The 23,371-nt window shown below is 67.3% G+C and carries 20 protein-coding genes; 11 read left to right on the plus strand and 9 right to left on the minus strand.

Annotated elements, in window-relative coordinates; translation table 11 throughout:
* Nucleotides 1-181 precede the first annotated feature (181 nt).
* From QGN32_RS12500 to QGN32_RS12545, 10 genes are all read left to right on the plus strand, one after another.
* On the plus strand, nucleotides 182-874 hold the full coding sequence (locus QGN32_RS12500) for a potassium channel family protein (protein WP_326549043.1): 693 nt from the start codon (nucleotides 182-184) through the stop codon (nucleotides 872-874).
* A gap of 99 nt (nucleotides 875-973) precedes the next feature.
* Nucleotides 974-1,306, plus strand: coding sequence for an ArsR/SmtB family transcription factor (locus QGN32_RS12505; protein ID WP_326544720.1), 333 nt, complete (start codon nucleotides 974-976; stop codon nucleotides 1,304-1,306).
* The gene (locus tag QGN32_RS12510) at nucleotides 1,303-1,782 is read left to right on the plus strand and encodes an NADH-quinone oxidoreductase subunit B family protein (RefSeq protein WP_326544721.1); all 480 of its coding nucleotides are present in this window, start codon (nucleotides 1,303-1,305) and stop codon (nucleotides 1,780-1,782) included. The genes QGN32_RS12505 and QGN32_RS12510 overlap by 4 nt, the downstream gene beginning before the upstream one ends.
* Nucleotides 1,783-1,823: 41 nt before the next feature.
* Complete coding sequence (locus tag QGN32_RS12515; RefSeq protein WP_326549044.1) at nucleotides 1,824-3,743, plus strand: proton-conducting transporter transmembrane domain-containing protein; 1,920 nt, start codon at nucleotides 1,824-1,826, stop codon at nucleotides 3,741-3,743.
* Between the two features lie 5 nt (nucleotides 3,744-3,748).
* The gene (locus QGN32_RS12520) at nucleotides 3,749-4,705 is read left to right on the plus strand and encodes a respiratory chain complex I subunit 1 family protein (RefSeq protein WP_326549045.1); all 957 of its coding nucleotides are present in this window, start codon (nucleotides 3,749-3,751) and stop codon (nucleotides 4,703-4,705) included.
* The gene (locus tag QGN32_RS12525; protein WP_326544722.1) at nucleotides 4,702-5,367 is read left to right on the plus strand and encodes a hypothetical protein; all 666 of its coding nucleotides are present in this window, start codon (nucleotides 4,702-4,704) and stop codon (nucleotides 5,365-5,367) included. Before QGN32_RS12520 ends, QGN32_RS12525 begins: the two co-directional genes overlap by 4 nt.
* Nucleotides 5,364-6,833: a proton-conducting transporter transmembrane domain-containing protein gene (locus QGN32_RS12530; protein ID WP_326544723.1), complete on the plus strand. Its 1,470-nt coding sequence runs from the start codon at nucleotides 5,364-5,366 to the stop codon at nucleotides 6,831-6,833. Before QGN32_RS12525 ends, QGN32_RS12530 begins: the two co-directional genes overlap by 4 nt.
* Nucleotides 6,830-8,305 (plus strand): hydrogenase large subunit, encoded by a 1,476-nt coding sequence (locus QGN32_RS12535; protein ID WP_326544724.1) that lies wholly within the window; start codon nucleotides 6,830-6,832, stop codon nucleotides 8,303-8,305. Before QGN32_RS12530 ends, QGN32_RS12535 begins: the two co-directional genes overlap by 4 nt.
* Nucleotides 8,306-8,344: 39 nt before the next feature.
* A complete protein-coding gene (locus QGN32_RS12540; RefSeq protein WP_326544725.1) occupies nucleotides 8,345-9,349 on the plus strand; it encodes a PHP domain-containing protein in 1,005 nt (334 codons plus the stop codon).
* 132 nt (nucleotides 9,350-9,481) lie between these two features.
* Nucleotides 9,482-9,907: a hypothetical protein gene (locus QGN32_RS12545; RefSeq protein WP_326544726.1), complete on the plus strand. Its 426-nt coding sequence runs from the start codon at nucleotides 9,482-9,484 to the stop codon at nucleotides 9,905-9,907.
* Here the strand turns inward: QGN32_RS12545 and dinB are convergent.
* Complete coding sequence (gene dinB / locus QGN32_RS12550) at nucleotides 9,896-11,101, minus strand: DNA polymerase IV (protein WP_326544727.1); 1,206 nt, start codon at nucleotides 11,099-11,101, stop codon at nucleotides 9,896-9,898. The genes QGN32_RS12545 and dinB overlap by 12 nt on opposite strands.
* 23 nt (nucleotides 11,102-11,124) lie before the next feature.
* On the minus strand, nucleotides 11,125-11,766 hold the full coding sequence (locus QGN32_RS12555) for a TetR/AcrR family transcriptional regulator (RefSeq protein WP_326544728.1): 642 nt from the start codon (nucleotides 11,764-11,766) through the stop codon (nucleotides 11,125-11,127).
* Nucleotides 11,767-11,845: 79 nt separating this feature from the next.
* On the opposite strand from QGN32_RS12555, the gene QGN32_RS12560 reads away from it, so the two are divergent.
* Nucleotides 11,846-13,321 (plus strand): flavin-containing monooxygenase, encoded by a 1,476-nt coding sequence (locus tag QGN32_RS12560; RefSeq protein WP_326544729.1) that lies wholly within the window; start codon nucleotides 11,846-11,848, stop codon nucleotides 13,319-13,321.
* A 27-nt stretch (nucleotides 13,322-13,348) separates the two neighbouring features.
* Here QGN32_RS12560 and QGN32_RS12565 read toward each other — a convergent pair whose 3' ends face one another.
* The 7 genes from QGN32_RS12565 to QGN32_RS12595 all read right to left on the minus strand — a co-directional run bounded on the left by QGN32_RS12565 (nucleotide 13,349) and on the right by QGN32_RS12595 (nucleotide 23,337).
* Nucleotides 13,349-14,728, minus strand: a complete 1,380-nt coding sequence (locus QGN32_RS12565) for a 13E12 repeat family protein (protein ID WP_326544730.1) — start codon at nucleotides 14,726-14,728, stop codon at nucleotides 13,349-13,351.
* 200 nt (nucleotides 14,729-14,928) lie between these two features.
* A complete protein-coding gene (gene rraA / locus QGN32_RS12570; RefSeq protein ID WP_326544731.1) occupies nucleotides 14,929-15,408 on the minus strand; it encodes a ribonuclease E activity regulator RraA in 480 nt (159 codons plus the stop codon).
* Nucleotides 15,405-18,272: an ATP-binding protein gene (locus QGN32_RS12575; protein WP_326544732.1), complete on the minus strand. Its 2,868-nt coding sequence runs from the start codon at nucleotides 18,270-18,272 to the stop codon at nucleotides 15,405-15,407. Before QGN32_RS12575 ends, rraA begins: the two co-directional genes overlap by 4 nt.
* A gap of 2 nt (nucleotides 18,273-18,274) precedes the next feature.
* Entirely contained in the window at nucleotides 18,275-21,082 is a 2,808-nt protein-coding gene (locus tag QGN32_RS12580) for an ATP-binding protein (RefSeq protein WP_326544733.1), read from the minus strand.
* Nucleotides 21,083-21,297: 215 nt separating this feature from the next.
* Complete coding sequence (locus tag QGN32_RS12585) at nucleotides 21,298-21,810, minus strand: hypothetical protein (RefSeq protein ID WP_326544734.1); 513 nt, start codon at nucleotides 21,808-21,810, stop codon at nucleotides 21,298-21,300.
* Between the two features lie 61 nt (nucleotides 21,811-21,871).
* The gene (locus QGN32_RS12590) at nucleotides 21,872-22,795 is read right to left on the minus strand and encodes a CopD family protein (RefSeq protein ID WP_326544735.1); all 924 of its coding nucleotides are present in this window, start codon (nucleotides 22,793-22,795) and stop codon (nucleotides 21,872-21,874) included.
* On the minus strand, nucleotides 22,792-23,337 hold the full coding sequence (locus QGN32_RS12595) for a copper resistance CopC family protein (RefSeq protein ID WP_326544736.1): 546 nt from the start codon (nucleotides 23,335-23,337) through the stop codon (nucleotides 22,792-22,794). The genes QGN32_RS12590 and QGN32_RS12595 overlap by 4 nt, the downstream gene beginning before the upstream one ends.
* Between the last annotated feature and the right edge of the window lie 34 nt (nucleotides 23,338-23,371).

Consider the following 23,371-nt stretch of genomic DNA (forward strand, 5'->3'; position numbering starts at 1 on the left):
GCATCCCCGTTCGGACCGGATGGGTGGTGTGAGGTGCAGTAAAGCACCTACCACGATTGACGGCCCGGCGTCTCACCCGGTAGCTGCACGGAAAGCCGGGTTCATGAGTCACTATGAGGTGGTGTTCGGACTCCGGTGGGGGTTCTTCGACGCGTCGCCCCCTGTCGACGAGCGGCCGATGATGCGGGTCGGGATCGCCGGCGCCGGCGCCGTCGGACGGTCGGTCGCAAAGGAACTGCTCGACTACGGCCACAAGGTCCTGCTCATCGAAAGCGACGTCCGCCACTACGAGCCGAGTACGGTTCCCGAGGCGGAATGGCTGCTGGCCGATGCCTGTGAGCTGTCCTCGCTCGAGGAATCCGGGCTGCAGATGTGCGACGTGGTGATCGCCGCCACCGGCGACGACAAGGTGAATCTGGCGGCCGCCCTGCTGGCGAAGACGGAGTTCGGCGTCGCCCGCGTGGTGGCCAGGGTCAACGATCTCCGCAACGAGTGGTTGTTCACCGAGGCGTGGGGTGTCGACGTCGCGGTTTCCGCGCCGAGCGCGCTTGTCGCAGCGATCGAGGGCGCCATCGACATCGGCCACGTGGTGCGCCTGATGCAGTTGCGTCGCGGCCAGGTGAGTCTGGCCAAACTGACTCTCCCCGAAGGGGATCCGCTAGTGGGCCAGCGGATGCGTGATCTTCCCCTGCTGGAGAACACCGCGCTGGCGATCATCATCCGGGACAGTGGGATCGTGCTGCCGCAGCCCGACGACGTGCTGGAGGCGGGCGACGAGATGTTGTTCCTCGCCGGCGGGTTCGGCCACGGCGAGGTCCAGGGCCTCGTACAGGGGGCCACCCGACGGCTCGATCAGGTATACCCCGCCACCTGAGCCTGACCGCCTTGACAGCGGCGATGCGACGCGGTCCTTCGTCTGATAAATTCTTCAATTAATTGATTCAAGAAATCAACAAGTCTTCAGGAGAGCGTGGTGGAACCGCAGCCGCTGTACCGGCTCAAGGGTGAGTTCTTCAAGACGCTCGGCCACCCGGCCCGAGTGAGGATCATGGAGCTGTTGGCCGAGCGTGACCGGGGTGTGGGGGAACTGCTCGGTGAGGTCGGACTGGAAGCGTCGAACCTGTCTCAGCAGTTGGGTGTGCTGCGCCGCTCAGGAGTCGTGACCGCGCGCAAGGAAGGCACCAACGTCATCTACTCCATCGCCTCACCGGATATCGCCGAGTTGCTGGCGGTGGCCCGCAAGGTGTTGACGACCGTGCTCGCCGATCGCGTCGCCGCGCTCGAAGACCTGCGCGGTGAGCAATGAGCTGGCTCGGCAAGATCTTGCGGACCGGGCGGATCGTCGAGCGGGGCGGCCCGCCACCGCCGGCGACGGTGGAGCCGCCGGCGGGCGTGCGTGGTTCGCTGCAGATCCGCCATGTCGACGCCGGCTCGTGCAATGGGTGTGAGGTAGAGATCGGCGGTGCGTTCGGTCCGGTCTATGACGCCGAGCAGTACGGCGCCCGACTGGTCGCCTCGCCCCGTCACGCGGATGCCCTGCTGGTCACCGGCGTCGTCACCCGCAACATGGCCGACCCGCTGCGAAATACCGTCGCGGCAACACCGGAGCCGCGCCTCGTGATCGCGTGCGGAGACTGTGCGCTGCATCGTGGCGTGTTCGCGGACGCCTACGGCGTGGTCGGCGCGGTGGGCGAGGTGGTGCCCGTTGACGTCGAGATACCGGGCTGCCCGCCGAGCCCGGACCAGATCGTCGCCGCGTTGCGGTCGGTGACCGGCAAGTGACCGCCGTACTCGCCCCTCCACCGGCGCTGGAACAGAAGGGGCTGTCTCACAACGCTTTCGGTACTGCTCTGGGGCTGACCACCTCGGCTGTCGGTGTCGTCGGGGTGTGGCTTGGCCTTCTCGGAATGTTCGGCGCCCCCCGGGCCGTGAGCATCGGTTGGTTGTTACCCCTGTCGGGTGTGCAGCTGCATCTCGACCCGCTCGGCGGCTTCTTCATGGCGCTGATTGGGGCGGTCGCGGTGCCGGTCGGTGTGTACGCGATTGGTTACTCCCACCATCTGAGCCGGGCCGCGGCAACCATGTTGCCGGTGTTCGTGGCCGCCATGCTGTTGGTCCCGGCTGCGGCGTCGGTGACGACGTTCCTGTTCGCGTGGGAGCTGATGGCCGTCGCCTCACTGGTGCTGGTGGCGGCCGAGCACGCGCGGCCCGAAGTGCGCTCGGCGGCACTGGTCTATGCGGCGATGACCCAACTCGGTTTCGTCGCCATTCTCGTCGGCCTGATGGTGTTGTCCGCCGCGGGTGGCTCCGACCGCTTCGCCGACCTGACCTACCTGGCCGACGGCGCACGGACAGCGGTGTTCTTGCTGACCTTCGCCGGCTTCGGCTCAAAGGCGGGCCTGGTGCCGCTGCACGCCTGGCTGCCGCGAGCGCATCCCGAGGCGCCCAGCCCGGTGTCAGCGTTGATGAGCGCAGCGATGGTGAACCTCGGTGTCTACGGGATCGTCCGGATCGACCTGCAGCTGCTGGGTGTCGGCCCACGCTGGTGGGGGCTGCTGATGATGGGCGTCGGCGCGGTGTCCGCCCTCTACGGAGTGCTCCAGGCCACCGTCGCGACGGATCTCAAACGGCTGCTTGCCTATTCCACTACCGAGAATATGGGACTGATCACTCTTGCGCTCGGCGCGGCGACGCTGTTCGCCGACGCCGGGGCCGCTGGCCCCGCAACGATCGCGATGGCCGCCGCGGCCCTTCACCTGATCGCGCATGCGGCGTTCAAGTCACTCGGCTTCATGGCAGCGGGTTCGGTGCTGGCAGCGACGGGCCTGCGGGATCTTGACCGACTCGGCGGCCTGGCGCGGCGAATGCCGGCGACCACTGCGCTGTTCGCCGTGGCGGCCCTGGGCGCGGCCGGGCTGCCGCTCGGGGCGGGCTTCGTCAGCGAGTGGCTGCTGCTGCAGTCGCTGATCCACGCCTCCGGCCACGACGCGGTGATGTCGTTGACGGGTCCGCTCGCGGTCGGCGCCGTCGCGTTGGCTATGGGGCTCGGGGTGGCCGCGATGGTCAAGGCCTTCGGCATCGGGTTCCTGGCCCGGCCGCGAACCCAACCTGCCTCGGCCGCAACGGAATCCCCGCGGTCGATGGTGGCTGGTATGACCATCGCGGCCCTGGGCTGCGTGCTGGTTGCGGTGGTGCCGGCGCTGGTGGCGCCCGCGCTGCAGCGGGTGCTCGACACCGTGCCGGCTGCGCGGGGCGTGGGCTTCACCGACTTCGGCACCGTGATACGGCTGCCCGGCGTGCCGAGCTCGATCGCGCCAGGCCTGATCGCGGCGGCGCTGGTGGTCGCGATGTTGGCCGTCGTGGTGGCGGGCCAATGGCGTGCACGCGCCCGCCCTGCCGCCGTGACCAGGCCGTTGTGGGCGTGTGGCGCGGAGGAGTTGACGCCCCGGATGCAGTACACCGCGACGTCGTTCGCCGAACCGCTGCAGCGGGTATTCGATGACGTTCTTCGGCCCGACACCGACGTCGAGGTCACCCCGACCGCCGAATCGCGGTACATGGCGGACCGTGTCACGTATCGGAACCGGATCGGCGACGCCATCGAGGAGCGGTTGTACACGCCGGTCGTGCGGGCGGTGGCGGCCGCAGCGAATGCGGTGCGCCGGGCCCACACCGGCAGCGTCCACCTCTACCTGACATACGGCGCCATCGGGGTGCTCGTCATCCTGGTGGTGGCCAAATGACCCTGATGTCCTGTCTCGCGGGCGCGGCCCAACTCGCTGCGGTGACGCTCGGGGCGCCGCTGGTGGTCGGGGTGATGCGCCAGGTACGAGCGCGTTGGGAGGGCCGCGCGGGTGCCGGGGTCCTGCAGCCCTGGCGGGATCTACGCAAACAACTTGGTAAACAACAGATCACACCCGAGGGCACCACGCTGGTCTTCGCCGCAGCCCCTGTGGTGCTCGCCGCGACGATTCTGCTGATCGCCGCAATCGCACCGCTGGTGGCGACCGGGTCGCCGCTGGACTCCAGCGCCGACCTGTTCGCGGTGGTCGGACTGCTGTTCTTGGGTACAGTTGCGCTCACGCTCGCCGGAATCGACACCGGCACATCGTTCGGCGGTATGGGCGCCAGCCGCGAGATCACCATCGCGGCACTTGTCGAACCGACGATCCTGTTGGCGGTGTTCGCTTTGTCGATCCCCGCCGGTTCGTCGAATCTGGCTGCTTTGGTGGCCAATACGCTGGAGCACCCTGCCCAGGTGGCGTCTCTGGCGGGCGTTCTCGCGTTCGCGGCGCTGGTCATCGTGATCATCGCCGAGACCGGCAGGTTGCCGGTGGACAACCCGGCCACCCATCTCGAGTTGACGATGGTGCACGAGGCCATGGTGCTCGAGTACGCCGGACCCAAGCTGGCGCTGGTCGAGTGGGCTTCGGCCATGCGACTGACCGTGCTGCTGGCGCTGCTGGCGAACCTGTTCCTGCCGTGGGGGATTGCCGGTACACAGCCCACGGCCACCGCCGTCGTCATCGGTGTCGCGGCTGTCGCCGTGAAGGTCGCGGTACTGGCGGTGTTGCTGGCCAGTGTCGAGGTGTTCATCGCCAAGCTGCGGCTGTTCCGGGTGCCCGAACTGCTCGCCGGTTCGTTCGGGCTCGCACTGCTGGCGGTGACCGCGGCCAACTTCTTCACCGTGCAGGGAACTTCATGACCGACAACGGATTCGTCACCGTGATCGACTTCGCCGCGGGCGGGCTCACCCTCGCCGCGATGCTGATCGTATGGCGGCGTGACCTCCGCGCCATCGTGCGCCTGCTGGCGTGGCAGGGCGTGGCGCTGGCCGCGATTCCGATCGTTCGCGGCGTGCACCACGGTGATACCGCACTGTTGGCCGTCGGCTGTGCGGTGCTGGTGTTGCGCGCCGTGATGTTGCCCTGGCTGCTCGCCCGGGCGCTGGCGGCCGAGGAGGAGGGGCAACGTGAGGCGACGCCGTTGGTGAACACCGCCACCTCGCTCCTGATCACCGGCGTACTGACCATCGTCGCGTTCGCGATTACGCGGCCACTGGTCGACCTGACCGCGGACCCGGTCGTCAACGCGGTCCCCGCGGCGTTTGCGGTGATTCTCATCGCGCTGTTCGTGATGACCACCCGACGGCATGCCGTGTCCCAAGCGGCGGGATTCCTCATGCTGGACAACGGGATCACGGCTGCGGCGTTCCTGCTGACCGCCGGTGTGCCGTTGATCGTCGAGCTCGGCGCATCGCTGGACGTGTTGTTCGCCGTGCTGATCATCGGAATCCTGACCGGACGTCTGCGCCGGGCGTTCGGCGGTGCCGACCTGGATCGGCTCCAGGAGCTGCGGGACCGATGACCACATTGCTTGTCGTTCCCATTCTTGCGCCGGTCATCGCGGCGTTGGTGAATCTTGTTGTCGGATGGCGTCGTTGGACTGCCACCGCGACGGTGGTATCGGCCGCCACGGTGTTGGTTTGCGGTGTCTTGCTCGCCGCGCAGGTCGGGTCCGCGCAGCACGTGACGCTGGGTGGCCTGCTGCGCGCCGACGCTCTCTCGGTGACCATGTTGATCGTCATCGGTGTGGTGGCCACGCTGACCACAGGGGCGGGCATCGGCTACATCGGCGCCGAACTCGAGCACGGCCACACCGACGCCAGCGGCGCCCGACTCTACGGGGTGCTGACTCCGGCGTTCATCGCGGCAATGGTGTTGGCGGTGTGCGCCAACAACATCGGCGTGATCTGGGTCGCGGTCGAGGCGACGACCGTCGTCACCGCGTTCCTGGTAGGCCACCGCCGAACCCGGGGGTCCCTGGAGGCCACCTGGAAGTACGTGGTGATCTGCTCGGTCGGCATCGCGATGGCCCTGCTGGGCACGGTGCTGACGTACTTCGCCGCCCAACACGCGGGCGCACCCGATGCCCACGCGCTGAACCTCGACGTGCTCGCCGTGTACGCGCCAGACCTCGATCCGGGTGTCATGCGATTGGCCGGCGGTCTGCTGCTCATCGGCTACGGCGCCAAGGCAGGACTCTTCCCGTTTCACACCTGGCTAGCCGATGCGCACAGCCAAGCCCCGGCGCCGGTGTCGGCGTTGATGAGCGGGGTGCTGCTGGCGGTCGCGTTCTCGGTCCTGCTGCGCATCAAACCGATCGTCGACGCCGCGACCGGACCGGGCTTCCTGCGCACCGGGCTGATCGTGGTCGGCCTCGTGACCCTGCTCATCGCGGCGCTGATGCTGACGGTCACCGGCGACGTCAAACGCATGCTGGCGTACTCCTCGATGGAGAACATGGGGCTGATTGCGATCGCTGCTGCAGCCGGGACGCCGCTGGCGATCGCGGCACTGCTGCTGCACGTACTCGCGCACGGTGTCGGCAAGACCGTGCTGTTCCTGGCGGGCGGTCAGTTGCAGGCGGCGCACGACTCCACGGCGATCAGCGACATCAGGGGTGTGGTGCGGCGCTCCCGACTGGTCGGCGGATCATTCACGGTCGGGTTGGTGGTGCTGCTCGGACTGCCGCCGTTCGCGATGTTCGCCAGTGAACTGGCGATCGCGCGCGCGCTGGCCGATGCCGGATTGGCCTGGGCGCTCGCGGCGGCGATGGTGTTGATCGTGATCGCATTCACCGCCCTGGCCCGCAACTCGGGTCAGATGTTGTTGGGTAGCGCACCCGCGGGCGCACCCGCGATCGCCGTGCCCGGGTCGGTGGCGGCGGCGCTGCTGCTGGGGGTTGTCGTCTCGATCACACTCGGCGTCACGGCGGGTCCACTGACCGACCTGTTCGGCACCGCGGCCGGCCATCTCGGAGCCTTGTCATGAGCGACTATGTGCACCAGCGCATATCCCGGGATGCGCTGAGAGACAAGGCGGAAGAGCTTTTCGGGTCGGGTTTTCGGCTCGCGCTGGTGGCGGCGCACGACGACGGCGGCCAGCTTCGGGTGGTGTACCTCTTCCTGGCCGGCCGGCCTGACCGCCGGTTCGAGGTTGAGTGTGTGCTCCCTCCGGACGACCCGACGGTGCCGTCGATGGCATATCTGTCGTTCCCGGCGAGCCGGTTCGAACGTGAGATGGCCGATCTGTACGGCATCCGGCCGGTGGGACACCCGCGGCCCCGTCGCCTGGTCCGGCACGCGCACTGGCCGCAGGACTGGCATCCCATGCGCCACAATGCCGGTCCTGCACCGACATTCGAGCCGACGGGACGCTTTCCGTTCGTCACGGTCGAAGGCACGGGGGTGTACGAGATCCCGGTGGGCCCGGTGCACGCGGGGTTGATCGAGCCCGGCCACTTCCGGTTCTCCGTGGTCGGCGAGACCGTGTTGCGGCTCAAGGCGCGGCTGTGGTTTGTGCACCGCGGGGTGGAGAAGCTGTTCGAGGGACGCGCCGCCACGGAGGGGGTGGCGCTGGCCGAACGGGTCAGCGGTGACACGTCGGCGGCACATGCTCTGGCGCATAGCCTCGCGGTCGAGGACGCGGTCGGTGTCACACTGCCCGAGGAGGTGCACCGCCTGCGGGCCCTCGTCGTCGAACTCGAGCGCCTGTACAACCACGCCACCGACCTCGGCGCGCTCGCCAACGACGTCGGTTTCGGGTTGGCCAACATCCACGCGCAACGAATCCGCGAGCAACTGCTGCGCCTCAACGCCGTCGTGACCGGCCACCGGTTGCTGCGGGGAGCCATCGGGCCCGGTCGGGTCGAGTTGCGGACGTTGCCCGATCCCGCGGTGTTACGAGGCGTCGCCGCCGACCTCGCCGAGGTGGCCGACCTGACGCTGCACAACACGATCGTCTACGAGCGCTTCGCCGGGACCTCCGTGCTGTCGCACGACGATGCGCAGGCACTGGGCTGTCTCGGCTACCCGGCCCGGGCCAGCGGACTTCGCAGCGACGCACGCCTCGACCATCCGACCGTCGCGTTGCCGGTCACCGAGGTGGGCGCGGCCGCCGGAGACGTGCTGGCGCGCTACTGCGTGCGCCGCGACGAGTTTGCCGCGTCCGTCCAACTGGCATGTGCGCTCGTCGAGTCGCACAGCGGGCCGATCGAACACCGGAGTCCCTTGAGCCGTGGCAGTGGTGCGTCGAGTGGGCTCGGCATCGTGGAAGGCTGGCGCGGGACGATCGTGCACCGCATCGAGGTTGGTCCCGGCGGTCGGATCTCGCGGGCCAAAATCGTCGACCCGTCCTGGTTCAATTGGCCGGCCCTGCCGGTGGCGATGGCGGACACGATCGTGCCGGACTTCCCGCTGACCAACAAGAGCTTCAACCTGTCCTACGCCGGCAACGATCTGTGACGTGAATCGACCCGACTGCCCACGGGCACACTGGAGGGTATGGACCCCATCGTCGCCCTGCGGCAGATCGCCTATTACAAGGACCGCGCGCGCGAAGATCCGCGCCGGGTGATGGCCTACCGCAACGCCGCCGACGTCGTCGAAGCGCTGTCCGAGACCGAACGCGACCGCCACGGCACGGCGAACAGCTGGCAGACGCTGCCGGGCATCGGGCCCAAGACCGCGAAGGTCATCGCACAGGCGTGGGCGGGACGCGAGCCGGAGGTGTTGACCGAACTCCGTTCGAACGCCGCGGATCTGGGCGGTGGTGACATCCGCACAGCGCTGCGCGGCGATCTGCACGTGCACTCGAACTGGTCCGACGGATCGGCCCCGATCGAGGAAATGATGTTCGCGGCAAGGGATCTGGGACACGAGTACTGTGCGCTGACCGATCATTCGCCGCGCCTGCGGATCGCCAACGGTCTGTCAGCCGAGCGGCTGCGCCACCAACTCGACGTCATCGACGAGTTACGCGAGCGGGTCGCGCCGTTTCGGATTCTCACCGGCATCGAGGTCGACATCCTCGAGGACGGCTCGCTCGATCAAGAGGACGAACTGCTCGAACGCCTCGACGTGGTGGTGGCCAGCGTGCACTCGAAGCTCTCGATGGACGCCCCGTCGATGACGCGGCGCATGCTCAGGGCGGTCGCCAACCCGCACACGGATGTGCTGGGTCACTGCACCGGCCGACTGGTCACCGGTGGGCGGGGCGTCCGTCCCGAATCGAAGTTCGACGCAGAACAGGTGTTCACCGCCTGCCGGGACAACGGCACCGCCATCGAGATCAACTCGCGGCCCGAACGTCGCGACCCGCCGACGCGGTTGCTCAAGCTCGGCTTGGAGATCGGTTGCCTGTTCTCGATCGACACCGATTCACATGCTCCGGGGCAGTTGGAGTTCCTCGGTTACGGGGCGCAGCGTGCGCTCGATGCGGACGTTCCGGCCGAGCGCATCGTCAATACCTGGCCCGCCGACGACCTGCTGGCGTGGGCCGCGTCATGAACCGCCCGCGATTAACGACGCCGAACCGGGTACTGGGTGACAGTGAGACGAAAAATCGGTGACACGGCCGCGGCGCTCGGCGCACGTGCGGCAGAACTAGCGACCGCTGCTGGTGAAACGGCAGGTCGCCTCGTGCGACGCGTCAGCGGGGCGTCCGGGGACGAGGCTGAGCAGGTCAGCCCGTCGTCGCGCCGGCCGGCGAAGAAGATGGCGGCGAAGAAGGCGGCGGCGAAGAAAGTGCCCGCGAGGAAGGTGCCGGCCAAGGGCGTCGTCGCGAAGAAGACGCCCGCGAAGAAGGCGGCGGTGACGAAAATGCCGGCGGCGAAGAAGGCGGCGGCGAAGAAAGTGCCCGCGAGGAAGGTGCCGGCCAAGGGCGTCGTCGCAAAGAAGACGCCCGCGAAGAAGGCTCCCGCCAAGAAGACTGTTCCGCCGATGAAGTCGGCGAAGACGGGAGCCGGCAATCCGCCTCCGGAACCGGGCCGGGCAGCCAAGAAGGCAGCGCCCGCCAAGCGGACGAAGGCCCAGCCACGCAAGGGCAAGCCCGGTTCAGTCGGGTAGCGCAGGCATCTCGAGGCCCGGATCGCGGCCGAGCAGCACGCCGCGGGTGACGGCCGCGTTGCCGTACCGCCGGCGCACCCGGTCGACCGCTTCGTCGACCGCGGACATGTCGCGGCTCTCCTCGAACGGCAGCTCGAGTTGCTGCGTGCCTTCACGGTCGATGTTGGATACCGCGAACCCGAGGAGGGTCAGGCCACGGTCGGCGATCAATGGTGCGGACCCTGAGACGAGTGCCCGGGCGGCGTGCAGGATGACCTCGGTCGACGCGGTCGCACGCGGCATCGTCTGTGACCGGGTGGCGCGGTCGAAGTCGTCGAACCGCAGCCGCAGCACCACCGTGCGTCCGGTCCGGCCGGCCCTGCGCATCCTCCGGGTGATTCGATCGATCAGGTTGACGACGACGACGTCGATCTCCTCCGCCGACATCGTGTTCCCGCGCCGGCCCAGCGCGCGCTGCGCACCGACCGAGCGTCGGCGCACCCCGGTGACCACCCGGCGCCGATCGACGTTGCGCGACAGTGCGAACAGCCGGCCGCCCATCGCGCCACCGACCAGCGAAGCGAGCGTGGACTCACTCAGTTCGGCCACGTCGGCAACCGTCTCGATGCCGTAGGAATGCAGCTTCTGGGCCGTCTTGGCGCCGACGCCCCACAGCCGCCGTACGGGCAGCGGGTGTAGGAACGCCAGCTCGCGGTCGGGTGGGACAAGCAGCAGTCCATCGGGCTTGGCTTCCTGGCTGGCGACCTTGGCCAGGAACTTGGTGCGCGCGATCCCGACGGTGATGGGCAACCCCACCTCTTCACGAACCCGCGCGCGCAACCGGGCGGCGATCTCGACCGGCGTGCCCGCAACCCGCAGCAGTCCCGAGACGTCGAGAAACGCCTCGTCGACCGACAGCGGTTCGACCACCGGCGTGGTGTCGTGGAAGACCTCGAATACCGCGCCACTGGCCCGCGAGTAGGCCGACATGCGCGGGGGCACGACGACCGCTTGCGGGCAGAGGCGACGTGCCTCCCGTCCGCCCATCGCGGCACGCACACCGTATGCCTTGGCCTCGTAGCTGGCCGCGAGCACGACGCCGCCGCCGACGATCACCGGCCGCCCGCGCAGCGACGGTTCGTCACGCTGCTCGACCGATGCGTAGAACGAGTCGAGGTCGGCGTGGAGGATGCTCGCGCACTGCGACACGAACATATGTTCGCATCAAGGACTGACAGCTATCCCGCGGTGCCGTAGATCGTGGTGACCCAGATGTGCACGAGCGTGTCGAGCACCTGTTCCTCCGGTACGGCGGGCCGCTCGTCGGCGAACGCCGCCATCAGCACCCGCTCGTTCATCAGGTTCAACGCGGTTGCCAGGTTCAGGGCGGGGAGGGTCGCCGGCGCTTGGCCCCTGGCCCGCTCGACTTCGATGATGCGAGCGGTGTTGTCGATCCACTTCTGCATGAAGCGCGACCACAGTTCCGCGGCCGCGGGGATCGTCGCCCGTGCTTCGTATCCCGCGCGGGAAACCCCCTTGTGCGCGCCGAATCCTGCGAAGAAGAAATTGATGCCCGTCCGCCAGAACGCGTAGCGATCCGTCGGGATCTGGTCGGACACCGACTCCAGCGCGGAATCGGCCTCCATGATGACGCGTTCGATGAGCGTCATCAGCACTGCATCTTTCGACGCGAAGTAGAAGTAGAAGGTCGGACGGGAGATCCCGGCGCCTCTGGCCAGGTCGTCGACCGAGATCTCGTGTAGTGGCCGCTCGTCGAGGAGTCGAGTCGCGGTCTCAAGAATGGCCAGTTCGCGGGTGTCGCCGGACGGCCGTGCGGAGCGGCGACCCCTCGACCCGCGGGGCTGGCTAACGGTGGTCACATCCGCTGACTTTACACGCTGTCGACTTTCTCGACACACCGTTGACGCACTCGACACACCGTTGATACGCTCCGGTACCATGACTGAACACCTAGACGTCGTCATCGTGGGAGCCGGCATCTCCGGCATCAGCGCCGCCTGGCATCTGCAGGACCGCTGCCCCGGCAAGACCTACGCGATCCTGGAGCGGCGGGAGAACCTCGGCGGCACCTGGGACCTGTTCAAGTATCCGGGCATCCGCTCCGACTCGGACATGTTCACACTGGGCTTCCGGTTCAAGCCGTGGACGTCGGAGAAGGCGATCGCCGACGGGCCGTCGATCATGGCGTACCTCGAGGAGACGGTGGCCGAGTACGGCATCGACAAGCACATCCGCTTCCGCAGCCACGTGGTGTCGGCGGACTGGTCGGACGACGACAACCGCTGGACCGTGCGCATCGACCGCGACGGCGAGGAATCCGAGATCACCGCGCAGTTCCTGTTCGCCGCGAGCGGCTACTACAACTACGACGAGGGCTATACCCCGGACTTCGTCGGTCGCGACGACTTCGAGGGCACCCTCATCCATCCGCAGCACTGGCCCGAGGACCTCGACTACCAGGGCAAGAAGATCGTCGTGATCGGCAGCGGCGCCACCGCCGTCACGCTGATCCCCGCGCTCGCCGACACAGGCGCCGGCCACGTCACGATGCTGCAGCGCTCGCCGACCTACATCGGCTCGCTGCCCGACGTGGATCCGTTCACCGTCCAGACGAACAAGACGCTGCCCGAGAAACCGGCGTACGTGCTGAATCGCTGGAAGAGCATCCTGTTCCAGTTCGCGCAGTACACGATCAGCAGGCGCTTCCCGAATTTCATGCGCAAGCAACTGATGACCATGGCGCAGCGCCGTTTACCCGAGGGCTACGACGTGCAGAAGCACTTCGGGCCCCGGTACAACCCGTGGGACGAGCGGCTCTGCCTGGCGCCCAACGGTGATTTCTTCAAGACGATTAGGCGTGGCAAGGCCGACGTCGTCACCGACACCATCGAGCGGTTCACCAAGACCGGCATCAAGCTTGCCTGCGGTGAGGAGTTGACCGCCGACATCATCGTCACCGCAACGGGTTTGAACCTGCAGCTGTTCGGTGGCGCATCGATCATGCGCAACGGCGAGCCGATCAACCTGCACGACACGATGGCCTACAAGGGCATGATGCTGACCCACATGCCGAACATGGCGTTCACGATCGGCTACACCAACGCGTCGTGGACGCTGAAGGCCGATCTGGTGTCCGAGTTCTTCTGCCGAGTGCTGAACTACATGGACGCCAAGGGATTCGACACTGTCGAGCCGCAGCATCCCGGCAACAGCGTTGACGAGCGCCCGCTGATGGACTTCACCCCCGGCTATGTCCTGCGGGCGCTGGACTACCTGCCCAAGGCCGGACATGTCGCACCGTGGCGGCTAAAGCAGAACTATCTGCTCGACTTACGGTTGATCCGGCGCGGCAAGGTCGACGACGAGGCACTGAAGTTCACCAAACACCATGCGCTGGTGACGGCTTCGGCCTAGGACGGCCTAGGACTGGCCTAGCACCCGCTACTCGGAGTTCGGCGGGTCCGAGTCGCTGCGGAGAAGTTCCTCCGGATGATGGATGCGGTTGACCTGCGGCGGTGAAGTGCCGTTAGTCCACGCCAGCCGTCCGGACTCGGTGATCGTCGTCGTGTAGTGGCCTTCGGTTGCCAGTTTGTGGTCTGGCCCGCAGGCGAAGAACAGATGATCGGCATCGGTGGGCCCGTCCATTCCCCAGTCGGGGCTATGGTGCGCCTCGCAGTGATAGCCGGGAGCGGTGCAGTTGGGCCGGGTGCAGCCGCCATCGCGGGCGTAGCAGATGATGCGCTGATCAGCAGTGGCCGCCCGCTTCTGGCGCCCGAGGTAGAGCGGACGGTCGCTGTGATCGTCGAACACCGCCAGATAGTGGATGGCATCGGTGGCCATCCGGATCAGGTCACGCATCGGCAAGGCGGTGTTACCGCCCGTTTGCGCCGGCGCGGGCATCGGGACGGCGGGGTCGCGCACCGCGTGAGCGGCCTGGTTGAGTTCGGAAAGGGTGGTGCGCACGATCACCGTCACCGCGTGTCCGCGATGCCGACCCAACTCACCCGAGGCGATTCCGGCCTTGAGGCCCAGTTTGATGCCGTCGTGGCAGCGCTGGGCCATGCTGCGCTCGTCCTTGACCTCAGCGGTCGTGCCGTCGGGCAGGTGGCGACCCGGCCGCACCGCGGCGGTGGCGGCCTCCACATAGCTGCGGGTTTCCGGGTCGATCCAACCGTGAAGTCGCGACATGCCGTCGCGCCTTTGAGGACCCAACGTGACGCCGCGGCGGCGTTCACGATCCTTCTCGTCGTAGTCGCCATCGGGGTTGAAGATCGCATCGATCATCTTGGCCGCCGCTGTGACGATTTCGGTATCACTCTTGATCGCCTCGCGCACCAGGCTGGCTTCGACCTCATCGCGTTCCGTGGCCGACACACATGAGGGCAGCCGGTCCATCGCTTTGGCGATCGCCTTGAGATGGTCTTCGCCGATCGTCCCGTCCGACACGGCCGTGGCCACCTGGGCCAGTTCGGCCGGCAACGGTGGGCCAGAGATCTGGCGGCGCGGGCGTAATCGCGCAGCCAGCTTCATGCGGCGCTTGATCTCGTTGGGCGGAACCCGCAGCCGCGCCCACAGCCGGTCCACCACCGTGGGTGCCATCGCGGGCTCGTCCGGGGGGTCGCCGATCTCACCGAACACCCGATACATCAACCCCCGGTTACCGCGCTCCTGCGATTCGAGGCGTTCGGCCATCTCGACCCGAAACTCGGTACCGACCTCGTCAGAAGACAGCCCACACATCTGGGCATGTGCGGCATCGACCTGATCCAGCAGCGCGGAAAACCGCTCCCGCGCCGCTGCTCCGGTGATGAATTCGCCCATACCGCAACGGTATCGAACACACATGCCAAACCAGGCGTCTCAAGACCCATCCACGAGCGATCTGTGGATCGATCCCGACTTGGGGATAACCTAGGGCGTCGGCGGCATACCGGGGCGAAGATGTCGGACCCATGTGATAGACGCGCTGATCTGCGAGCACGACTGCGTTACCGTCGCATCCGTCGGTTTCCTCTGAGGAATTACGGTCCAGTGACGACGATGCCGTCGTCGTCGCTGTAGAGAAGGTGGCCGGGCTCGAACACCACGCCGCCGAACTCGACCGCGACGTCGCGTCGCCCTTCGCCGGTCTTGGTGCTCTTGCGAGGGTTGGTGCCCAGCGCCTTGATGCCGATGTCGAGCGTGCGCAACATCGCGGAGTCGCGGACCGCCCCGTTGATGATCAAACCGGCCCAACCGTTTCCGACGCCTAAGCCAGCGATGACGTCGCCGACCAAGGCCGAGTGCAGTGATCCATCGCCGTCGATCACCAGTACGCCGCCGTCGCCGGGTTCGGAGAGAACGGATTTCAGCAGCGCGTTGTCCTGGAAGCACTTCACTGTGGTGATCGGTCCGGCGAACTGGGTGCGGCCGCCGAACTGGCGGAGTTGCAGATCGCAGCTGCGGACGTCGGGGCCGATGTCGTCGACGAGGTCAGCGGTGGGGCGAGGCTCGATGGTCACCCGTCGATGCTAGCGATGGGCCCGGTGAGCAGCTTCGGGTCGATGTTGGCCAGCGCATAGGAGACCGCCTCGTCCAACCCCATCGCCGCCCCGATTCTACGAAGCTCATGAGCGGGTTCGTCACCCAGAGCCGCCGCGACGATCTCACGGGCTTCACGTAGAGCCTGGAGAACGAAGTTGCCGCTCGCGGACCCCGTAGATGGAACCGACCGCTTGGCTGACTCGACGAAGAACGAGGCATCTCGAAAGGCGCTGTACGCGGCTGCGTGCAGAACCGCGGCGACGTCCGGTCGATCCTCTGCCAGCGCCCGTGCACATTCAGCCAGGCAAGGAGCCGAATGCATGGGGTTCATGATGCCGCGGTACATGTACATCGCTCGACCGGCGAGGGACAGCGTGAGCGGCCAGTCGCGCAGCCGCCCGGCCACCAGCGACGCGGTGATGAACCCAGGAGCGATCTCCTGGCTCGGCGTACTGCAGTGTTGCGCGCTCTCTTCGAGCAACGCCCTTGCTCGCTCAGGATCGGTGTCGACCAGAGCCAGCGCTAGCGCGTTGAGTGCTATCACGCTGGCGCCTGGCATGTCGGACCGGCGGGCTAAGACCATCGCCCGTTCGGCCCTGGAAGTCGCCTCGTCGCGGTTCATGCCTCCGAGCAGCGCGCTGCTGACGCTGTAGGCAAGGAAGATCGCGGCAATGCCGGGGTATTGCTCGGCAAGCTCGGCTGCCTGCACATAAGCCTCGACCGCGTCTACGAAGGCGCCCGCGGCGAGCGACGCCTCTGCGCGCAATGTGAAGGCGTCGATCTCCAGTGGAGGGCCCTCTAGAACCGTGTCGTGAGCAGCCTCCAGCGCTCGACTGCGAAGCATGTCGGCACGCCTCGGATCGCCGCCGTCCAGCGCCTCGTACGCCGCGACCATCAGTACCCGTGGATACTCGGGATACTCTGCGGCTCCGGGCATCTCAAGTACTTCCGACGCCGGCACCGACCACATCTGGCCGATTCGATTGGCGTTCGCGCGGTGACGGTGGGGATGATTGGCCACGATCTGCACAGCGTGTACGACGTCGTTGGCCGCGATCGCGTTGGCGAGCGCGGATCGGATATTGTCGCGCTCGGAACCGACTTGCCGCTGGCCGACCCCTCGAGTCCAGTTGCCCAGACCCGAAAACCAGCCCCTCCCCAACGTGAAGTTCCCGCGCGCGGCGTCCGCCAGTAACTCGGCGTAGTAGCGACAGTGCCGGTTGCGCATGGCACCGATCTCGTCGTACTCGGCGAGCCGCTCTTCGCTGTATTGGCGGAGAGTTTCCAATAGGCGGTAGCGCATACCTGCTACTTGCTCCTCAGCGATCACCAACGACTTGGTCACCAGACTGGTGACGAAATCCAGCACCGCCGCACGTGGCACGGGATCACCACTGCAGACCTCCTCGATCGCCTCGAGCGAGCAGCTGCCGGAGAACACGGCCATGCGAGCGAGCAGACGCTGCTCGGCGGGCTCGAGCAGTGCGTATGACCAGTCGATGGCCGCCCTCAGCGTTGCGTGCCGGCCGACGGAGCCGCGCCGGCCGCCGGCAAGTAGCTCGAACCGGCGGTCGAGCCTGTGCAATAGGTCGGCGGGGGTCAACGCGATCACGCGCGCGGCCGCCAGTTCGATGGCTAGTGGAACACCATCGAGACGCTGGCAGATTTCCACCGCCGCGCGGGCGTTGTGCTCATTGAGCGCAAAACCGGCCTTGACGCGGCGCGCGCGTTCGACGAACAACCTGACGGCGTCGGTATGGATCGCGCATTCGATGTCGTCGTCCGGCGAGCCCGTGGTCAACGGCGGCAGTGCGATCAGCTGCTCACCATCGATGGCCATGCCTTCCCGACTGGTGGCCAGTATCACGACTCCGGGACATGATCTTTCAATCCGTGTCGCGAGCTGCGCCACTGAGCCCAGGACATGTTCACAGTTGTCCAACACGAGTAAGAGACGTTTCTGCGAAAGCGTCTCGACGAGGCCATTCTCCAGCGACTGTCCGGTGCGGTTGGTCGGCTGGAATACCTGGGAGATCGCTTCGGCTACGCCTGGCGGTTCGGTTACGGGTGCCAGTTCGACCAGCCAGGCGCCTTCCCGATAGCGCGGCAGGAGCTCAGCGGCAACCTGAATTGCCAAGCGGGTCTTGCCGACACCGCCGACGCCGGTGATCGTCACAACCCGTGACTCGGTCAGCGCTCGCGCGACCCGCGCCACGTCGGCTTCGCGGCCGATGAACGAACTCACCTGTGCCGGAAGGTTGCCCGGAAACGAATCCAGGCTGCGCAGCGGCGGGAACTCCTGACCGAGGCCATCGATGGCCAGCTGGAAAACCTCTGTGGGACGGCCCAGGTCGCGAAGCCGATGTTCGCCAAGGTCGACCAGGTGTGCTCGGTCGGGAAGCTGGCTGCGCACCAGAGCTTCGGTTGCACCGGACAGGACGACCTGCCCACCGTGGGCTGCGGCCATCAACCGCGAGCATCGGTTGACCGGCTGGCTGGCGTAGTTGTTCTCGTTTACCACGACGGCCTCGTCGGTGTGTAGTCCCACACGGGCCCGCAGCGGAAGCGGCGTCGACCACGGCTCGTCGGCCAGCGCTCGCTGGAAGATCGCCGCTGCCGCCACGGCGTCGCGAGCTGTCGCGAACGCGGCCGCCATCCCGTCGCCCATTCGAGCGAAGACATAACCGCGGTGAGCCACAACCACCTTCTCGAGCAGGGCGTCATGGCGTTCCATGGCAGCCTTCATCGCTTTCGGATCCTGCTCCCACATCCGGGTGGACCCCTCCAAGTCGGTGAGGAGAAAGGTCACTGTGCCCGAGGGCGGATTGCGGGGAGCCGTCATCTCTACGCCGGCTCAGCCTCGATGTTGGCCACCGCATACGAGATCGCCTCGTCCATCGTCATGGCGGCCCCTTGAATGCGCAGCTCACGTCGCCGGTCGTCACCGATTGCGGCGGAGACGATTTCACCGGATTCCTGCAACGCTGCCAGAACGAAGTTGGCCTTCGAAGCCGCGGATGTCGTATTGACCGGCTGTGTCACAGCGGATGCACCTGCTTGTGCATACGCGGCGTAGGCCGCGCCTCGCAGCACACCTGCCACCTCGGGCCGCTTGTCGGCGATCGCACGCGCGCACAGGGAAAGGCATGGCGCGCTTTGCATCAACGCCACGCTCCACCGCCACAGGCGCATGGTCTTACCTGTCAACGCGAGCGTGAGGTCCCAATCGCGAAGGCGCCCGGCAACGAGACAGGCGGTGAGCACACCGGAGGACACTTCCTGGCCCGGGGTGCTGGCGAGCTCGATACTCTCGCGCAGTACGGCCCGGGCACGCACGGGGTCGCTGTCAACGAGGGCCAATGCCAACGCGTTCAGGCTGATCACGATCGCACCCGGCATACCTGACTGCCTGGCCAGGGCGACCGCTTCTTCGGCCTCCGATACCGTTTGCGCGGTGTCGATTCCGCCCAGCATCGTGCATTGGACGCGATACGCCCGGAAAATGCCGGCGAGGCCGGTGTACCCGGCGGCGAGCGCCAATTCGGCGGCCCGGCCGTACGCCGTGACCGCCCTGGCGTATTCGCCACCGGCCAGCGCCTGTTGTGCGCGCAGGCTGAAGGTGTCCATCTCGACTCGATCGGAATGTTGCGCGCCCGCGATGCGCCGCTGCGCCTCCGCCGCCTGTCGGCAGAGCTCGCCGACTTCGTCCCAGTTGCCCGTGGCTTGCACGTTGTATGCCGCGGTCATGAGCACCAACGGATACCCGGGCTCCTCGGCAGCGCCTGGTAATGCAATGACGGGTGCCGCCTCGATGCGGAGTACCTCGCCCGTCGGCCCCTCGGCCTTCTCTTGGTGGGGCTGGCTGGCGACGAGCCGTACCGCGAGCGGGGCGTTGCCGGCGTCCACGGCGTTGCTCAAAGCCGACCGGATGTTGTCGTGGTCGAGCTTTATCCGGGAGGCCCACACCAGTTGTTCCGGGCCATAGGAGTTTTGCGTCGCACGCGCTGACAACGCGGCGTAGAACTCGGCATGCCGGATCGTCAACGCGGCGGTCTCGCCTGACTCTGCGATTTTCTCCTCACCGTATTGGCGGATCGTTTCCAGCAACCGATATCGCGTGCCCTGGTCCGCATCCTCGGCGATGACCAGTGAGCGCGCGACCAGGCCGGCGACCATGTCCATGACGTCCTCTTGCTGCACGGGATCACCACTGCAGACCTCTTCGACTGCTTCGAGCGTGCACCCTCCCGAGAACACCGCCATCCGGCCGAGCAGTCGCTGCTCCGCCTCGCTGAGCAGGTCGTAGGACCAGTCGATGGCGGCGCGAAGCGTGGCGTGGCGTTCGACCGCGCCGCGTCGCGCACCCGCCAGAACCTGAAATCTGCGGTCAAGGCGCGTCAGAAGTTCCCCGGGACTCATCGCGATGATTCGGGCGGCGGCCAATTCGATTGCAAGAGCCACACCGTCGAGACGCCGGCACACCTCCACGACCGAACGGGCGTTGCTGGCAGTCAAAGCGAAGTCCGCCTTGACTTGTCGAGCCCGTTCGACGAACAAACCGATCGCGTCAGAGTGTATGAGCGAGTCAACGTCCTCGTCGGGGTCGCCGACCGCCAGCGGTGGCAATGCGATCAATTGTTCGCCGTCGATTGCCATCCCCTCTCTGCTCGTGGCGAGAATGACCACATCTGGGCATTCCCGCTCGATCCGCGTCACGAGCCGGGCAACCGGACCCAGCAGATGCTCGCAGTTGTCGAGCAGCAGCAGTAGCTGGGACTGCGCGAACGCCTCGATCAGTGAGTCTTCCAACGACTTCCCGCCGATGTTCGACAGTCGAAGCGATGTCGCGACCGCACCTGCCACACCATCGGTATCGCGGATGGGAGCCAGATCCACCAGCCATGCCCCGTCGCGATAGTGGGGCAAGACGTCGGCGGCGACCTGTAATGCCAAGCGGGTCTTGCCGACTCCACCGACACCGGTCACGGTCACCACCCGTGAGGCATCGAGTGCCGATACGACGCGGGCCACATCAGCTTCACGGCCGATGAACGAACTCACTTGCGCGGGAAGGTTTCCCGGGAAAGAGTCGAGTGTTCGCAGCGGCGGGAAGCTTTCCCGGTCACCGTCACACACCAATTGAAAGATCCGTGTCGGTCGGCCGAGGTCGCGGAGCCGGTGCTCGCCGAGGTCGACAAGATCCATGCCGGCCGGCAACTGCCCGCGCAGCAGCATCTCGGTGGCGCCGGAAACGACCGTCTGCCCGCCGTGAGCAGCGGTCATCAACCGCGAGCAGCGATTGATCGGCAGGCTCGCGTAGCCGGTGTCGTCGACTACCGCCGCCTCGTCGGTGTGCAGTCCGACCCGTGCGCGCAGCGGCCGGTCGGTTCGCCAGGCCTGTGCACTCAGCGCATCCTGGAACGCCGCTGCCGCCACCACCGCGTCACGCGCGGTGGTGAACGCCGCCGCCATTCCGTCGCCCATTCGCGCGAACACGTGGCCGCGATGAGCCGCAATCAGTTTCTCGAGCAACTCGTCGTGGCGGACCATCGCGGCCTTCATCGCCTCGGGGTCCTGCTCCCAGAGCCGCGTTGAACCCTCGAGGTCGGTGAGGAGAAACGTCACCGTGCCCGAAGGTGGCTGCCCAATCATGCCCCCAACCTTCGCTGATCCTGTCAGCAGCGCTCTCAGCGTAGTTGGGAACGGGCTTCAGCGTCTCGAAAGCGACTCGAACTCGCCACGACGATGACGTGCAGGAAACGCGCCAGGCCCCTTTCGACGTCGTCGTATACCGGGTGAACAGCGCGCCGGCCACCTACATCTCGGCCAGGCAGACCCTGACGCCACGTCAGGGTCAAGCGCTTTGGTCAGTCGTCGCCGGCGCCGCGGCGGATCAGCAGCACAACGATGATCGCCAGCAGGCCCGCTGCGATCGCCACGGCAATCGGAAGCCGCGACGACTCGGGGCCGGCCAACGGCACCTGCGCCGGTCCCGACACCGGGTTGCCGGCACTGGTAACCGTCGACTTGGCTTGGGCGGCGGTCACTTTAGCCGCGGATTCGAGGCTGCTGTCGGCCCCGACCGGCTTGGCTGCAGCCGCCTTTTTGGCCGGTGCCTTTTTGGCCGGTGCCTTTTTGGCCGGTGCCTTCTTGACCGCCTTCTTGGCCGGTGTGGCTTCCGCGGACTTCTTCGCCGGCGCCTTCTTCGCGGCCTTCTTCGCCGGTGCTTTCTTGGCGGGCGTCCCCTTCGCCGGCTGCGGAGGGCTCAGTGGGTCCGCGGAAATACCCGCCGACTCCGCGGCAGCGGACCGCGGGGTCGACTCATCGGCCGGTGGTGAGCCTTGCGGCCGTTCGTCGGGTCGGCCCTGCTGGTCTGGCATCGGGCTGCTCCTTTGCAGTATCTGTCTCCGCCAGGGTCATCATGCCAGGTCGGGTGTGGCGCTAACCGGAGACGGCCAGTCCGGCCGCCAGCGCCAGCGCCAGGATCATCAGCGCGGTTTCGAGCCGCGACCGATGTTGTGACACCACTGCGGAGGCTCGATGCGACTTTGCGGCTGGTAACCACATGGTGCGGTTACGCCAGCCGAGGACCACGAGAACCCCGGTCACCGCGATCTTGGCCGACAACACCCGCCCATATCCGGTGGCGTACAACTCGGCCGGTGCGCCCAGTCGAACCGCGGCGCCGACCGCCCCGCCGACGAGCAGGACCAGCACACAGACCAGCGACAACTGCGAAAAGCGCGGCAGCATCCGGGCCCACTGGCCGCGGTGGTCGACGGTCAGTACCAGACCGGCCAGCGCCCCGCACCACAGCGCGGCGGCCAGGGTGTGCACGGTCACGGCAAGGCCACCGAGCGGGCTTTCCGAGACATGGCCGGTGACTTGACGCGCGGCAACACCGACCGCCGCGGCACCGATCATCACGACGTTCGACGAGGCGGACCGGGGGACGGCCAGCGCGGCCGCGAATATGACCGCGGCGGCCGCGACGGCGAGCAAGCCCGCTCGACCGGCCGCCGTGGCCACGGCGAAGTCGGCGGTGGCGTGCACGTCGAGCCTGCCGATGGGAACCGCGGCGGCCAGCGCGGCCGCTGTCAGCATCCGGGTCAGTTCGGCCAGCAGCCACAGCACCGATGCCGCCACCAGCGGCCGCGTCGCGCGGGTCGACAGTTCGCGCCGGTGACGCTCGTCGTCGAGCATCGGCAGCACGGTCAGCCCCAGCGTGACGACGGCGGCGCAGTCGGCCAAGACGCGCACCGCGGTGAGACCCAGCGGCGCCTGCGGATACGCCAGTGCCCAGGCCAGGACGGTTGCGGCAGCGGCGAGGAGCGCCCCGACGGCCGCCGTGCCTCGACGCGTCACGCGCGCCGTCGCACCGCCCACACCGCGCCCGCGCCGATGATGACGACGGCGCCCACGAAGAACGGCCAGACGGGGAATTGGTCCTCGCTGGGAGCGTCGGCGGGAGCGGACGCCGCTGGGCCCGGTGTCCCGGTGCCGGGCACGGTCAACTCGAACTTCCACGAGCCGTTGATCACATGGCCGTCGGCCGACGTCACGCGGTAGTTCACCGTGTAGCTGCCGGGGGGCCCGAGCGGACGCACGCCGATGCTCAGGACGGCGCCCTGTACCTGGGGGTCGCCGGTCGACCACAGGTTGCCGTCCGGGCCGACAACGGTCATCGCCGCGAACTGGGCTTGTAGTTCTTCGCTGAACGTCGCCGAGACAGCCGCCGGGGCCTGGGTCAGGCTGGCGTTCTCGGCTGGGTCCGTGGCGATGCGGGTGGCGTGCGCGCCGGCGGTGCCTGCGCCAATCAGCACAGCAGCGGCCAGCCAGAGCATCAGGACTGCGCCTACGGCGACGGTGACGAGGGCGTGAAGAGTCGCCCGGGTGATGGTTCTCATCGTGTTATGGCCTTTGGTTCGTGATGTCGGTCAG

The organism is Mycolicibacterium sp. ND9-15 (assembly GCF_035918395.1).
Taxonomy (GTDB): domain Bacteria; phylum Actinomycetota; class Actinomycetes; order Mycobacteriales; family Mycobacteriaceae; genus Mycobacterium.